Source organism: Delftia sp. HK171 (assembly GCF_001886655.1).
Classification (GTDB): domain Bacteria; phylum Pseudomonadota; class Gammaproteobacteria; order Burkholderiales; family Burkholderiaceae_C; genus Comamonas; species Comamonas acidovorans.
The window spans coordinates 1,468,429-1,482,901 of sequence record NZ_CP018101.1; the positions used below are offsets into that span (position 1 = coordinate 1,468,429).

Consider the following 14,473-nt stretch of genomic DNA (forward strand, 5'->3'; position numbering starts at 1 on the left):
AATCAACGAGATACGGCTGTTCGGCCGCGCGCAGGCCCGCAAGAATGCGCCGGTACAAAGAGAACATGGAGACAAGCATGAATCGACGCATTGTGCTGCAGGCCGCCGGCCTGGCAGCGGCCGCCCTGCTGGGCGCAGGAACCGTCCAGGCCCAGGCCTTTCCAACCAAGTCCATCACCCTCGTGGTCCCCAATCCGCCCGGCGGCGTGGTGGACACGGCGGCACGTCTGGCGTCCGACCCGCTGTCGCGCCTGCTGGGACAGTCGGTGGTGGTGGACAACCGGGGCGGCGCCAGCGGCAACATCGCCTACCAGATGGTGGCCAGGGCACCCAAGGACGGCTACACGCTGCTGGCCTCGTATTCGGCCTACCACGTGGGCAATCCGGCACTGTTCCCCAAGCTGCCCTGGGCGCAGTCCGAGCTGGCACCCGTGGGGCTGATCGTCGCCGCCACCAATGTGATCGCCGTTCATCCTTCCGTTCCGGCGAACAATCTGCAGGAGTTCATTGCCTATCTGCGCAAGAACCCAGGCAAAGTCAATTACGCGTCGCAGGGCAATGGCTCGCTGTCCCATGTGGGCACGGCCGTGTTCGCCCAGGTGACCCAGACCCAGATCACGCATGTGCCCTACAAGGGGTCCGGCCCGGCCATCCAGGACGTGCTGGGCGGCCAGGTGCAGATGTTCATCACCACGCCGCCTTCGGTGCTGGGCCATGTGCAGACGGGCAAGCTCAGGGCCCTGGCCGTGACCAGCAAGACGCGCCATCCCATGCTGCCCAATGTGCCCACCACGGCCGAAGCGGGCCTGCCGGGCTTTGAGCTGGAAGCCTGGGTCGGCCTGTTCGCACCTGCGGGAACGCCGCCCGAGGCCATCGCCAGGCTGTCGGACGCGCTCAAGACCTCCCTGGAGTCGCCCGACGTGCAAAAGCGTGCGGCCCTGCAGGGCGTGGAGCCGCGATTCCTCGGCCCGCAGGCGCTGGGCGCCCTGGTCCAGCGCGAGACGGACCACTGGGGCAAGGTCATCAAGGCCAACCACATCACGATGGATTGACATGACAGCCAAAACCCATTTCCGCATCGGGCAGATCGTGCCCAGCTCCAACACCACGATGGAGACCGAGATCCCCGCCATCCTGCGCGCCCGCGAGGCCCTGGCGCCCGAGCGTTTCACCTTCCACTCCAGCCGCATGCGCATGAAGCATGTGACCAAGGAGGAGCTGGCCGCCATGGACGGCGACAGCGACCGCTGCGCGCTGGAACTGTCGGATGCGCGGGTCGATGTGCTCGGCTATGCCTGCCTGGTGGCCATCATGAGCATGGGGCGCGGCTACCACCGTGTCTCGCAAGCGCGCCTGCACCAGCGCACCGTGGACAACGGCGGTCCCGCGCCCGTGGTTACCAGCGCCGGTGCCCTGGTCGATGGCCTGCACGCCATCGGCGCGAAGAAGGTGGCGCTGCTGGCGCCCTACATGAAGCCGCTGACGCAGCTGGTCATCGACTACATAGAGAACGAGGGCATCGAAGTGGTGGACAGCATCTCGCTGGAGATTGCCGACAACCTGCTGGTGGGTGCCCAGGATGCGCGCGCACCCATCGAGATCACGCGGCGCCTGAACACGGCCAACGCCGACGCGGTCATCGCCTCGGCCTGCGTGCAGATGCCCTCGCTGGCCTCGGTGCAGCCCATCGAGGACCGCGTGGGCCTGCCGGTACTGTCTTCCTCGGTGGCCACGACGTTCATGATGCTCAAGCGCCTGGGCTTGCCTACAGCCGTTCCGGGGTTCGGTGCGCTGTTGAGCGGTAAATACTGAATCTTTCCTTGAGAAAGGCCGCTATTGCGGCCTTTCTCGGAGCGGGGTAGGTCTAATTCGCGGCATCCAGAATTGGCATGAGCCAGGTCAGAGACACCGAGCAAGGGCCGCCCCGCCGCGAGGGTGTCGTCCCCCTCGGGGGGAAGCGGCGACGCCGCTCAGGGGGGCTTAGATTGCCGGAATGCGCAGCTTCTGGCCGGGGTAGATCTTGTCGGGGTGGCTCAGCATGGGCTTGTTGGCCTCGAAGATCACGGGGTACTTGTTGGCATCGCCATAGAACTTCTTGGCAATGGCCGACAGCGTGTCGCCGCGCACCACGTCGTGGTACTGGGCTTCGGGCTCGGGGTTGGTCACCGTCATCTGGTTGTCCACCGACTGCACGCTGGAGACGTTGCCGCAGCACAGCGTCACCTTTTCCTTGACCGCCTGGGTGGGGGCCGTGCCCAGCACCGTGACCTTGCCCTGCGAGCCATCGAACTGCACCTTCACGTCGCTGACGCCCAGGTTCTGCGTGCCGATATAGGTCTCGATGGCCTTGGCGGCCTTGGCATTCAGGTCTTGCGCAGGCTCGGCTGCCTGTGCGGCGCTGCCGCCGAACAGCTTTTCGCCGGCTTCCTTGATGAAACTGAAAAGTCCCATGGGTGACTCCTGTTGGTGGGTGGAAAAACGGAAAGGCCAATGTAACGCCTAACAGTGGCAGCGCGCGCTGCCGGGCAGGAGCGCTCCCGGATTTTTGACATTTGCGCCATTCTTGCGTTCACGTCCTCACTCAGTTGTCGTCCATGGCTGACGCTATCCTCCGGAAAACTCCGATAATCGCGCCCATGACTTTTTTGGCCATAGACATCGGCAACACCCGCTTGAAATGGGCGATGTACGACGCGCATCGGCCTGGCGCCGCTTTGCTGGCGCACGGCGCGGAGTTCCTGGAGCACATCGAGCACCTGGCCGAAGGGCCGTGGAGCGACCTGCCCACGCCTACGCGCATGCTGGGCTGCGTGGTCGCCGGCGACACGGCGCGCCGGCGCGTGCACGACCAGATCGACATGATGCTGGGCTGGGATTTCGAGCCGCAGTGGGCCGTGCCCGGCGCGGCCGAGGCCGGAGTCACCAACGGCTACGACTTCCCCTCGCGCCTGGGGGCGGACCGCTGGGTGGCCATGATCGGCGCGCGCCAGCACATCCTGCAGCGTGGGCCAGAGCGGCCCCTGATCGTGGTCATGATCGGCACCGCCGTCACCGTGGATGCGCTGGACCAGCACGGCCACTTCATGGGCGGTCTGATCCTGCCGGGGCACGGCATCATGCTGCGCGCCCTGGAAAGCGGCACGGCCGGCCTGCACGTACCCACGGGTGCAGTCACGCCATTCCCCACCAACACCAGCGACGCGCTGACCAGTGGCGGCACCTACGCCATCGCCGGGGCCGTGGAGCGCATGTACCAGCATCTGTACATGCACTGCAGCATGGAGCCCGCCTGCGTCATGGCCGGCGGTGCAGGCTGGAAGATGGTGCCCAGCATGACGCGGCCCTTCGAGCTGGTGGACAACCTCATCTTCGAAGGCCTGCTGGTCATGGCGCAGCGCCGCTGGGGCGATGCCAGCGGCCTGCCTGCCGACGCGGTCAAAGCGGCCTGAAGCCACTTTGATCGTGCGGCGCAGCATCGCGCCGTTATATCCGTTGCGTAACAGTTGATGACAGCGCTGGTGCCGGGTGCAGGGGCGGCCGTGGACCCCGCATCCGGAGCCTTTCGCGGGGGATGCGGCGACAGTGGATAATCCGCGGCAATGTCTTCCACCAATCACGTCATGGAACCGATTGCCGGTGTCGAAGCCCCGATCAAGGGGCGGCTGGGCGAACGCCTGCTTTCCGCCGGCAAGCTGAACGAGCGCGATCTGCAAAACGCCCTGCAGGCGCAGCAGGAATTGGGCGGCTATTTGGGCCAGGTGCTGGTCCAGCTGGGCGTGGTGGCGGAAACCGACGTGGCCCAGGCGCTGTCCGAGCAGCTGCACATGCGCTGGCTGCGCGCGGAAGAGTTTCCTGACCTGCTGCCCGATGTACCGGGCCTGCTGGCCAGCTTTCTGGATGCGCAGTGCGTCTGCCCCATTTCGCTGCAGGACGGCGTGCTGGAAGTGGCCATGTCCGTGCCGCAGGATCCCTTCATCACCAAGGCGCTGCGCCTGGCCACCGGGTTGCAGATCAAGCCCGTGCTGGCGCTGGAAGCCGACATCCGCAAGGCCCTGTCCGAAGCCGGCCAGGAACCCGAAGGCGAAGAAGGCCAGGACTGGGAGTCGGACGCCACGGGTGGCGACTTCGTCGAGCATCTGAAGGACCTGGCCAGCGAGGCGCCGGTCATCCGCCTGGTCACGGGCATCATTTCCCGCGCCATCGAGCTGCACGCCTCCGACATCCACCTGGAGCCCTTCGAGGCCGGCCTGCAGGTGCGCTACCGCATGGACGGCGTGATCCATGCGGCCGAACTCGTGCCGCCCCGGCTGAGCGCCGCCGTGGGCTCGCGCGTCAAGTTGCTGGCCCATCTGGACATTGCCGAGCGGCGCCTGCCGCAGGACGGCCGCATCAAGACCCGCGCCAAGGGCCGCGAACTGGACCTGCGTGTCTCCACCGCACCCACGGTGCATGGCGAGAGCATCGTCATGCGGGTGCTGGACCGCGCCAACGTGCGCCTGCGCCTGGAAAGCATGGGCTTCGAGGTCGATACGCTGGAGCGCTTCAACACCTTGCTGGCCAAGCCGCACGGCATCGTGCTGGTCACGGGGCCCACGGGCTCGGGCAAGACCACCACGCTGTACGCGGCCCTGTCCAAGATCGACGCGGTTTCCAACAAGATCATCACCGTCGAGGACCCGGTCGAGTACCAGCTCGACGGCATCAACCAGATCCAGGTCCATCCGCAGATCGACCTCACCTTTGCCAACGCCCTGCGCTCCATCCTGCGCCAGGACCCGGACATCATCATGATCGGCGAAATGCGTGACGGAGAAACCGCGCAGATCGCCGTGCAGTCCGCGCTGACAGGTCACCTGGTGCTGTCCACGCTGCACACCAACACGGCCGCAGGCGCCGTCACCCGCATGCGCGACATGGGGGTGGAGAGCTACCTGATCACGTCCTCGGTCAACGGCGTGCTGGCCCAGCGCTTGGTGCGCACGCTGTGCTCGCACTGCAAGCAGCCCGACACGCTGCCGACCGCCGCCGTCGAGGGCAGCGGCCTCAAGCGTTTTTTGCGCGAGGGCTCGCCCATCTACCGCGCCGTCGGCTGCGAGCATTGCCGGGGCACGGGCTACAAGGGCCGTACCGGCATTCATGAACTCATGGTCATCGACGAGCCGCTGCGCCGCGCCATCATCGAAGGCCAGGACGCCAACGCCCTGCATGCCATGGCGGCCAAGAGCGGCATGCTGAGCCTCTACGACGACGGCCTGCGCAAGGTGGCCTCGGGCGCCACCACGCTCGACGAAGTGCTGCGCGTGACCCAGGACCAAAGCGATGCCTGATTACAGCTGGGAGGCCGTGGACAGCCGCGGTCAGATGGTCAAGGGCACTTTTTCCGCTGCGGCCGTGGCCGAGGTGGTGGTGCACCTGCGCAAGAGCCGGCTGTCGCCCATCAAGGTCGAGGAAGCCGCAAGCCTGGGCAATGTGCCGCTGGCGGCGCGTGCGCTCAAGAAGGGCCGCATCAAGGCCGACGACATCCAGGGCATGACCACCGAGCTGGCCATCATGATGCGTGCCGGCCTGTCGCTGGACAACGCGCTCAAGGTCCTGGTCGAGATGAGCCACAAGGTGCAGATGCAGGCCATGCTCCAGTCCGTGCTCGACAGCGTCAAGGCCGGCATGCCGCTGAGCCAGGCACTGGGCAAGCACCACCACCTGTTCGGCGACTTCTATATCAACATGGTGCGCTCGGGCGAAGCCAGCGGCCAGATGTCGGGCGTGCTCAACCGGCTGGTGGAACACATGGCGCGCCAGCGTGCCCTGCGCGACAGCGTGGTCTCGGCCACCATCTATCCGGCCATCCTGCTGGGCGTGGCCGTGCTGTCCCTGGTGGCCATGCTGGGCTTCGTGGTCCCGCAGTTCGAGCAGCTCTTCAACGACATGGGCGACGCGCTGCCCCTTCCCACGCAATTCGTGATGGGACTGGGCCATGCGTTTCGCAGCTACGGCTGGGCGGTGTTCATCGTGATGGGCGCGCTGGGCTGGGTCTTAGCCCGCTGGGCCAAGAGCCCCAAGGGCCGCCAGACCTGGCAATCGTGGCTGCTGGGCCTGCCGGGCCTGGGTGGCGTGGTGCGCAAGTACCAGCTCACCCTGTTCAGCCGCTCGCTGGGCACGCTGCTGGGCAACGGCGTCACGCTGCTGACCGCACTGCGCATTGCCAGCGACACGGTCTCCAACGTCGCCATCCGCGAGCGCCTGGAAAAAATGGGCCCCATGGTCAAGGAAGGCCATCGCATGGCCCATGCCGCCCAGAAAACCGGAGAATTCGAGCCCCTGGCCTTGAATCTGGTGCGGGTCGGCGAGGAAACCGGCCGCCTGGGCGACATGATGCTGGAGCTGTCCAACATATTGAACCGCGAGGTCGAAAACGCGATCAAACGCCTCCTGACCATGCTGGAGCCGGCGCTGATCCTGGTCCTCGGTATCCTTATCGCCTCCATCATCGTGTCGATCCTGCTCGGAATCCTGTCCGTCAACGATCTGGCCGTCTGATGAATCTGAATTGTCTGAAAGGTATGTAGAAGATGATGCGCATGCAAAAGCAACTGTCCTCCCGCGCCCGCAAGCGTGGCTTCACGCTGATCGAACTGCTGGTCGTGCTGGCCATCCTGACCCTGCTGGCCGGCCTGGTCGGCCCCAAGGTGCTGAACCAGTTGGGTGGAGCAAAGACCAAGACGGCCGGCGTGCAGATCGCCGACATCGAAAAGGCGCTGGAGCTGTACAAGCTCGACGTGGGCCGCTACCCCACCTCGCAGCAGGGCCTGGACGCGCTGGTCAAGCAGCCTGCCGGCGTTGCCGGCTGGGCAGGCCCCTACCTCAAGGGCGGCGTGCCCAATGATCCTTGGAACAACCCTTACCGCTACACCTACCCAGCTGCCAATGGCGACCTCGAAATCCTCTCGCTGGGTGCTGACGGTGCCCCGGGCGGCGAAGGTGAAGCAGCCGACGTTCGCAACACCAAGTAAGGTGCTCTTGAACACTGCTGTAGCCACCGTTGCCGCACCGTTTTGCCAAGGATGAGTCTTGAAGCGCGCCCAGGGTTTCACGCTGATCGAGCTGCTGGTGGTGTTCGCCATTCTTGGCGCCATCATCGGCATCGTGCCGCCTGCCATGGGCAAGCTGCGCGATGCCGTGGACTATCGGCAGACGGTGCAGGACGTGACGGCCCTGCTGCGCAAGGCGCGCCAGCAGGCCACGCTGCAGGGCATGCCTGTGGCATTCGCGGTCAATACGAATAGCCGGCAGTACGGCATCGCCGGACAGGCCACGGCCAAGCTGCCCGACAGCCTGACGGTGCAACTGACCACGGCAGCCGGCATGGCGCTTGCCGATGGCAGCCAGACCATCGTCTTTCTGCCCGAAGGCGGCGCCACGGGGGGCAGCATTTCGCTCGCCCGCGCGCAAAGCGGCGGTGGCGTGCGTCTGCGTGTGGACTGGCTGTCCGGCCAAGTCACCAAAGAGGCCCTGTAATGCGTCGGCGCGCCGCTTCCCGCCCCAGGGTGCGGGGCATGACCTTGCTGGAGCTGTTGGTGGCGCTGTCCATCATGGCTATCTCGCTGGCGCTCATTTATCGGGCCGTTGGTGGTTCCGCGCGCGGTGTTTCCAAACTGGAGCAGAACCAGGGCGTTGCCCTGCTGGCCGATTCGCTGATGGACGCCTTTCCCATGGTCGATCCTGGAGGCACCCAGGCCTCAGGGCAGGATGGTGTCTACGCTTGGCAGGTGGCTTCCGCGCCTTTCTCCGTGGGCGGCCTGCCCGAAACCGCGGTTCCCCTGCATGCCTTGCGCATCACGATCTCCGTTGAAAACCGCAGTTGGGTCTTCGAGACCCTGCGCCCGCAGCGCCCTTTGCAGCAAGGCGAGGTGACGCGATGACCGGGCGCGCTCCATCTTCTGGCAGGCAAAAGGGCTTCACGTTGGTGGAGCTGCTGGTGGTCATGGCCCTTCTGTCGCTGCTCATGCTGGGGCTGGCGTCGGCCATGTCCACGGTCTCGCAGACGCAGGAGCGTGTGGATGCGCGGCTGGACCGCATGGACCACCAGCGTGTCTCGATTGGTTTTCTTCGTTCTATCCTGGGACAGGTGTCCGCCGTGCGGCGCCAGGCCGGTTTGCGCAAGCAGGGCGAGAGCGAATTGTTCTTCGAAGGCGGCCCGCAAGGCATGCGCTGGCTGGGCATCATGCCTGCCCGCTTCGGCATGGGCGGCCGTACCCACTTCCAGCTTTCCGTCGAAGGCGATGCGCTGGTGCTGCGCTTCGCGCCCTGGCAGGGTCCCGATGTCATGCCCGACTGGGGACAGAGCCAGTCCTACGTAATTGATCGCGGTGTCACGGCTTTTGCCTTGCGTTACCAGAATGCCAAGCTGGGCGTGGCACATTGGCAGCCGCAATGGGGACCCGAAAAGGACAACGAAAAGGAACTGCCGTCTGCCGTGCAGATCGAGTTGCAGTCGGCTTCTGGGGCGTGGCCGTTGATGATCATCGCGATGAACACGCCTGCAGGTTCGAATCCCGCAAGCACCGTTCGAGCCACTTTGGGCGGAGGCTCCGTCTGGTGAAAGGCCGCTCAATTACGTTCATGCGTCGTTCTGTTATGCAGCGTGGCATGGCCCTGGTGCTGGTGCTCTGGATCGTGGCTGCCTTGGCCATCTTCGCGAGCAGCTTGGGGCGCGTGGTGCGCAGTGAGGCTTCGCTCATAGGCGTGACCCGCCAAATGGCCGAGGGGCGGGCGCTGGGCGAAGCCGCCATCTACCAGCTTCTGCAGCGGATCGCTCTCAAACCGACGGAGTTCCGTGAGTACGCCGTAATCCCAGTGCCGACGGCAAAAGGGATAATAGAGATTGCCGTTGTCCCTTGGAGCGGTTTGGTGAACATCAACGACGCGCCGCCTGCTTTGCTGGCGTTGTTGCTGTCCAAGGCGGCCGGTCTCGGTGGCGGTGCCGCCGAAGCATTGGCCCAGGCCATTGTGCAGTCGCGCAATGGTGTAGACAATCGCCAGCCGCTGCGCCCTGCCTGGGACGCACCTGAAGATTTGCTGCAGGTGCCAGGCATGACCTATGGGATTTTTGCCAGCATTCGTGACTTCGTTGTTGCGGATTCGGACGGGCGTGGCGCTGTGAACCCCGGGGCCGCTCCGGAAGGACTCAAGCCTTGGTTGGACGGGGGCGCGGGCTCCCAGCAGGGCGTATCCGGTTCGCGCTACACCCTCATTGCCAAGGTGCCGTTTGACGGCGCTGGAGAGGCATTGATCACGCGGCAGGTGGACGTGCCGGGCGGAATGGGACCTGGGCGTTTGCCCTGGACTGTGCTTGCAGCCTCCCAGACCTGGAAAGGGCGCTTGTAGCGCTTCAAGTGCCAAGAAAGGAAGAATTTCAAGATGGCTCAACGTGAGAGTGGAGGGGGTAGCCCATGCCGCTGCTGAGTTCCGACGCGAAACTGTTCGGCATCGACCTGAGTTCGCTGGGTGGCCAATTGCGTGAGGCATGGCAGCAACTGGCGCACCTGCCCTGGATGCGGCGTTTTATGCCGCGGTTCCCCGTGAAGGTGGCAGGCTGGGAGTCCCGGCCTGATGGTATGGCCTGGGTCAGGGGAGATCGTCTCGAGTGGGTGCAGCGGGCCAATGGCGGGACCACCGCCTCGCCTGACTATGCTGCCGTCTTGCTGCCGTCCGAGCTGGTGCTGGTACGCACGCTGCGCCTGCCTGCCATGTCTCCCAAGGCGCTGCATGGAGCCGTGCAGCTCGATGTGCAGATGATGTCGCCTTTTACTGAAGAGCAGACGCTATGGGCCTATGCTGCGCGTTCCGCAGGAGGGGCAACTTCAGTCCGGCTGGTCGATGTGGTGATCACATCTCGCGATCAGGTGGAGCGGGCTCTAAGGGAGCAGGGATACCGCCTGCCGGCCGGTGTGGCGCCCGAGGTCTGGGCAGATGCCGTGACGCAGACCATCATGATCACGGGGTTTGGCGAGCAGCGCCGTCTGGCCCGTGAGGCGCGGCAACGCGTCTGGCTACTGACTGGCGTATTGGTCGTGGCGGCGCTGGCTGCAGCCCTGGCCGCCACGCCCACCGCACAGCTTTATCTGCGTGCCGAGGATGCCAACGCCCAATTTGCCCGGCTGACCCAGGCTACCCGGGAAGTCGTGGCCAAGCGGCAGGCCTTGGTGGCTGAAGCGGAAAGCGTTTCCGCCCTGATGGATCGCAGGAATCAGCAGATCGACCATCTGCGTGTAATGGCGCTCCTGACGCGGGTGTTGCCTGATGACACAGCCGTTCAACGCGTGCAGTTCAAGGGAGACAAGCTCACGGTGCAGGGCCTGAGTGATGACACCTCCGAAGCAGTGCGCCTGCTCTCCAAGGAGCCTGGATTGCGCGATGTGCGTTTGCCCAGCGCCGTGACACGGTCCTCGCGAACCAGCAAAGAGAGCTTTACGCTCGAAGCCACGCTGGATCCAGCCGTGCTCGGTGTGCACGCCATGGACGAGGCCAAGGATGAGTCTGAAGCAACGGGTACGCCCTCCGTGCCGGCGAGGGAGGGTGCGTAATGGCCGAGAAGCCAAGACTGCCCTGGCGCCAACTGGCAATCCTGTCGCTGCCTGCCCTGGCATTGTTGCTACCTCTGGTTGTGGGCGGGCTCTGGGTCCATGCCAAGCACAACTGGGGGCAGAGCCAACTGCATGTCGTGGAGCCACGCCATGCGCGGTTGCTGGGTCTGCAGCAGCAGGAAGAGGAAATTCAACAGGCATTGGAAAGCCTGGCCGAGACCAAGGCCAAGCATGTCTATCCGGGCGAGAGTGACGCTACCCAGACCGGTAACGCGGTGCAGCAGCGCCTGCGCACGGTGCTGGACCGTGCGGGCCTGGCCATCGTCAGCAGCCAGGTGCGCCCCAATCCTGAAGACGGCAACTATGAGCGCATTGATGTTGTGATGTCCACGGAGGGCGACTGGCCCTCGATCCAGATGGCACTGCTGTCCCTGCGCGACATCAGCCCCACGGTCTGGCTCGACGACCTGGAGGTCAACCTGCCGGGCAGCCTGCAAAATGCCAACCCCCGAGTGGCGCCCAGGTTGAGTGCGCAATTTACCTTCAGCATTCTCCGGAGCAAGACGCCGTGAATCAGATCAACTGGCTGGGATGGGGCGTAGGAGCCACCCAGGTATTGCTGTGCGGTGCCCTGGCGATGGCCTGGCTCACGCCGCAGATGGAGATCAAGAACAGCCGCTGGCAGCCGCCTGAAGCCATCAAGGCGGACGTTCAGGCATTGCTGCCAAAGCAGCCGGAGACCCCGGAACCTGGAACACGCCAGGAGGATCAGTTGATGCTCCAGATGCAGGAACGGCCTTTGTTCGCGCTCAGCCGCCGTCCTCCTCCTCCCCCCCGCCGCCTCCCAAAAAGTCGAACGAAGAACCGGTCGAGCAGGACCAATGGTCCAAGGCCAAGGTGCTGGGCCTGTTTGATGGGGCCGTCACGGGCGCCATCGTCCAGTACGCAGGCAAGGAACAGCGCTTCATGCTCAGCCAAAGCCTTGGCGGCTGGACGCTGGCTCGCGTGCTGGACCGTGAAATCGAACTGGAACGTGGCGGCCGCAAGCGCAGGCTGCCAATGACGCGGGCCGCAATGGAAAAAGGGCCAGCCATTCCCGCAAGGCCCCCCGCTTCAGTGGCACAGATGCCCAGGGGCGGGGCTTACGCCGGGCAGCAACGTGAGGCGGATCAGCCTCAGAACCCCGGGCCGGCGCCTCAGGAAGAAGGCGCTTCGTTGGGTGGCGGCATTGTCCGTTGAGAGCCGCCGCAACCTCAAGAACCAGTCAAGAGAATCTATGCAACTGCCTAATCGACCTATCCGAACCGCATTGGCACTCGCCGTGTGCCAGTTGCTGCTGGCCTGTGCCCAGCCGGCCAAGAACAACTTCGTGAGCCATTTTCGTGACGATACCGTTCAACGGGACTATGTCTTTCTCCCCGAAGGAGAGGGTGCCGATGGCGCATCGCAGGGCAAAAAAACTTCGGACGATGCTGATGGCGCCAAGCCACGCATCCTGTCCGGGACGGGCAAGCTGCTGGGCGATGCCAAGGCATTTCCTCCGGTGGCTGGCAAGCCCTCCAAGCTCAACTTCGAGGACGCGCCACTGTCCCAGGTAGTGCGCACGGTGCTGGGTGACATCCTGTCGCTCGACTATGTGTTGCATCCGCCGATCACGGGCAACATCACGCTCAGCACGCGCAGTGCCATTCCGGCGGACCAGATCCTCAACCTGCTGGAGACTGCTCTGCAGGCCAATGGCATGGCCATGGTGCGCGATGCGCGCGGCACCTACCATGTGGGCCGAGTCGATGCACTCAAGAGCATAGGTGCCACCGTGCGCCAGGCCACGACCGACAAGCCGCTGGCACCAGGATACGGAACCATTATCGTGCCGCTGCAGTACATCGGTGCCAACGAGATGGCCGCCATCCTGCGGCCCATGGTGCCTGGCGATGCCATCGTGCGCGTGGACAACATCCGCAACCTGCTGGTGATGGCGGGTTCGCGGGCGCAGGCCGAAGGCTGGCTGGACATGGTGCGGACTTTCGACGTGAACCTGCTTGAAGGCATGTCCGTAGGCGTCTTTCCCCTCAAATATGTCTCTATTCAGGAAGTCAGTGCGGCGCTCCAGATCATGAATGGTGGAGGCGCTGGCGGTGCTGCAACCCCGGGGGCGCCCGGCGCTGCCGGTGGATCAGTCCGGCCGGGCGCGGCCGTTGGCGCAGCTGCGGCGGCCAGCGCAGGCGCGGTGACATCGCTGAGCGAGGGCAACCCCATGTTCGGCGCGCTGCGCATCATCCCCATCGAGCGTCTCAACAGCGTGATCGTCATCACGCCCCGGGCGGCCTATCTGGACGAGGCGCGGCGCTGGCTGGCCAAGCTGGACCAGCCAGGCTCGGGCGGTTCCCAGCCGCAATTGAATATCTACCGCGTGCAGAACGGCAATGCCAAGCACCTGGCGGGAGTGCTGGCCGGCATCTTCGGTGGCTCCGCCGCTGCGGGCAGTTCTGCCAACAGCGGTGTTTCACCGGGACTGGGAACCTCGACTTCCGGGACCTCGGCTTTCGGGAACAACAGCTTTGGTAACAGCGGTTTTGGCAACAGCAGCTTTGGCAACAGCAGCTTTGGCAACAGCAGCTTTGGCAACAGCAGCTTTGGGAGTGGCGGCTTTGGGAGTGGCGGCTTTGGCAGCGGCGGCTTCGGTAGCAGCGGTTTTGGCAATAGTGGCTTTGGCTCGAACTCCGGACAACGCTTCGGTTCCACGACATCCGGGGTTGGCAATCAGTCGGGACCGGGTCAAGGCATGGTCAGCGCCAATCTGGGCAGCGTGCGCGTCATGGCGGATGAACTCAACAACTCTGTGCTGGTCTGGGGTACGCCGGCAGAGTTTGAACGCATCGAGGCTTCGCTCAAGAAGCTGGACCTGCCGCCGACCCAGGTGCTGATCGAGGCCAGTATTGTGGAAGTGACGCTCAACGACTCGCTGCAGTATGGATTGCAGTGGGCCTTCACTGGCGATGTGGGCAACAAGGGTTATAGCGGCACTGGTGGCTTGCTCGGGGCATCGACCTCTGTTGGCGCTTCCACCGTGGACACTTCTAACGGAGCTCTGGGTGGGGCGGGTGCGCTCGGCGCTGTTGCTTTGGGCCAAGGCTTCAATTACACGCTCAAGAACTCTCTGGGCAACATCAAGGCTGTATTGACAGCATTGGCTAGCAAGACCCAGATCAAAGTCGTAGCCAGCCCTACCTTGATGGTGCTTGACAACCACCAAGCTGCGATCGCTGTAGGGACGCAGCAGCCTTATCAATCGGGTGCCACTATTGTGGGGACATCTGGCACGCCCATTAACAACTATGCGTTCAAGGATACTGGGGTGAATTTGCAAGTCACCCCCTCGGTCAATGCAGGCAATCTGGTTACCATGAGCATCAATCAGTCGGTGACCGATATCGGTGGTGAGGATGAGGTGACTAAACAGCGCTCCTTCCTTCAACGTCAGATTTCGAGCCGGGTGGCCGTGCGCTCGGGGGAGTCCATTGTCATGGGGGGCTGATCCAGGAGCGGTCCAGTGCCGGCAATGGGGGGATCCCGTATCTCTACGATATGCCAGTGATCGGCAAACTCTTTGGCACCACCAGCAATTCTGGTGCCCGTACCGAACTCATCGTCATCATCACCCCTCGTGTGGTGCGCACCGACATCGACGTGCGCGAGGTCAGCGATGACCTGCGCGAGCAGATGCGCTCCCTGGCGCCGCTGCTCAAGTCGCCTTCTTCGAGCCGGGCCGCTTCCATTGATTCCTTCCCGGCGCCCGCGAAGGCGTCTGTGGAAGTCGGGCCTCTTGCGCCCGCTGCGCGCTGAACCCGTGGAACATTCAGGCCTAGCCTGTCTCGAAACTTCTTTTT

At 64.4% G+C, this 14,473-nt stretch carries 14 protein-coding genes and 1 pseudogene; 14 read left to right on the forward strand and 1 reads right to left on the reverse strand.

Annotation, left to right across the window (positions count from 1 at the left end):
* Window positions 1–77 precede the first annotated feature (77 nt).
* Together BO996_RS06655 and BO996_RS06660 are read left to right on the forward strand one after the other, a co-directional pair.
* Entirely contained in the window at window positions 78–1,052 is a 975-nt protein-coding gene (locus BO996_RS06655) for a Bug family tripartite tricarboxylate transporter substrate binding protein (protein ID WP_071954329.1), read from the forward strand.
* A gap of 1 nt (window position 1,053) precedes the next feature.
* Window positions 1,054–1,812 carry a maleate cis-trans isomerase family protein gene (locus BO996_RS06660; RefSeq protein ID WP_071954330.1) on the forward strand — a complete coding sequence of 253 codons (759 nt, stop codon included), beginning with the start codon at window positions 1,054–1,056 and terminating at the stop codon, window positions 1,810–1,812.
* 168 nt (window positions 1,813–1,980) lie between these two features.
* Here the strand turns inward: BO996_RS06660 and lysM are convergent, their stop codons facing one another.
* Window positions 1,981–2,451 carry a peptidoglycan-binding protein LysM gene (gene lysM, locus BO996_RS06665; protein ID WP_012203227.1) on the reverse strand — a complete coding sequence of 157 codons (471 nt, stop codon included), beginning with the start codon at window positions 2,449–2,451 and terminating at the stop codon, window positions 1,981–1,983.
* A 185-nt stretch (window positions 2,452–2,636) separates the two neighbouring features.
* Between lysM and BO996_RS06670 the strand changes: the two genes are divergently transcribed.
* From BO996_RS06670 to gspD, 12 genes and pseudogenes are all read left to right on the forward strand, one after another.
* Window positions 2,637–3,449 (forward strand): type III pantothenate kinase, encoded by an 813-nt coding sequence (locus BO996_RS06670; protein ID WP_034390266.1) that lies wholly within the window; start codon window positions 2,637–2,639, stop codon window positions 3,447–3,449.
* A 171-nt stretch (window positions 3,450–3,620) separates the two neighbouring features.
* Window positions 3,621–5,327 carry a type II secretion system ATPase GspE gene (gene gspE, locus BO996_RS06675; protein ID WP_071957044.1) on the forward strand — a complete coding sequence of 569 codons (1,707 nt, stop codon included), beginning with the start codon at window positions 3,621–3,623 and terminating at the stop codon, window positions 5,325–5,327.
* Complete coding sequence (locus BO996_RS06680; protein ID WP_071954331.1) at window positions 5,320–6,537, forward strand: type II secretion system F family protein; 1,218 nt, start codon at window positions 5,320–5,322, stop codon at window positions 6,535–6,537. The genes gspE and BO996_RS06680 overlap by 8 nt, the downstream gene beginning before the upstream one ends.
* Before the next feature lie 32 nt (window positions 6,538–6,569).
* Window positions 6,570–7,010: a type II secretion system major pseudopilin GspG gene (gene gspG, locus BO996_RS06685; RefSeq protein WP_016446465.1), complete on the forward strand. Its 441-nt coding sequence runs from the start codon at window positions 6,570–6,572 to the stop codon at window positions 7,008–7,010.
* 58 nt (window positions 7,011–7,068) lie between these two features.
* Window positions 7,069–7,515, forward strand: coding sequence for a GspH/FimT family pseudopilin (locus BO996_RS06690; protein ID WP_065345374.1), 447 nt, complete (start codon window positions 7,069–7,071; stop codon window positions 7,513–7,515).
* Between the two features lie 38 nt (window positions 7,516–7,553).
* On the forward strand, window positions 7,554–7,919 hold the full coding sequence (locus BO996_RS06695) for a prepilin-type N-terminal cleavage/methylation domain-containing protein (RefSeq protein ID WP_172642970.1): 366 nt from the start codon (window positions 7,554–7,556) through the stop codon (window positions 7,917–7,919).
* Window positions 7,920–7,963: 44 nt separating this feature from the next.
* Window positions 7,964–8,599, forward strand: a complete 636-nt coding sequence (locus BO996_RS06700; RefSeq protein WP_232240473.1) for a general secretion pathway protein GspJ — start codon at window positions 7,964–7,966, stop codon at window positions 8,597–8,599.
* Window positions 8,600–8,646: 47 nt separating this feature from the next.
* Complete coding sequence (locus BO996_RS06705) at window positions 8,647–9,384, forward strand: general secretion pathway protein GspK (RefSeq protein ID WP_232240474.1); 738 nt, start codon at window positions 8,647–8,649, stop codon at window positions 9,382–9,384.
* Between the two features lie 65 nt (window positions 9,385–9,449).
* Window positions 9,450–10,583 carry a PilN domain-containing protein gene (locus tag BO996_RS06710; protein ID WP_071954334.1) on the forward strand — a complete coding sequence of 378 codons (1,134 nt, stop codon included), beginning with the start codon at window positions 9,450–9,452 and terminating at the stop codon, window positions 10,581–10,583.
* A complete protein-coding gene (gene gspM / locus BO996_RS06715) occupies window positions 10,583–11,155 on the forward strand; it encodes a type II secretion system protein GspM (RefSeq protein WP_071954335.1) in 573 nt (190 codons plus the stop codon). Before BO996_RS06710 ends, gspM begins: the two co-directional genes overlap by 1 nt.
* 325 nt (window positions 11,156–11,480) lie before the next feature.
* The gene (locus tag BO996_RS06720; protein WP_071954336.1) at window positions 11,481–11,822 is read left to right on the forward strand and encodes a hypothetical protein; all 342 of its coding nucleotides are present in this window, start codon (window positions 11,481–11,483) and stop codon (window positions 11,820–11,822) included.
* 37 nt (window positions 11,823–11,859) lie between these two features.
* Window positions 11,860–14,429: pseudogene (gene gspD / locus BO996_RS06725) on the forward strand (type II secretion system secretin GspD).
* Window positions 14,430–14,473: the final 44 nt, after the last annotated feature.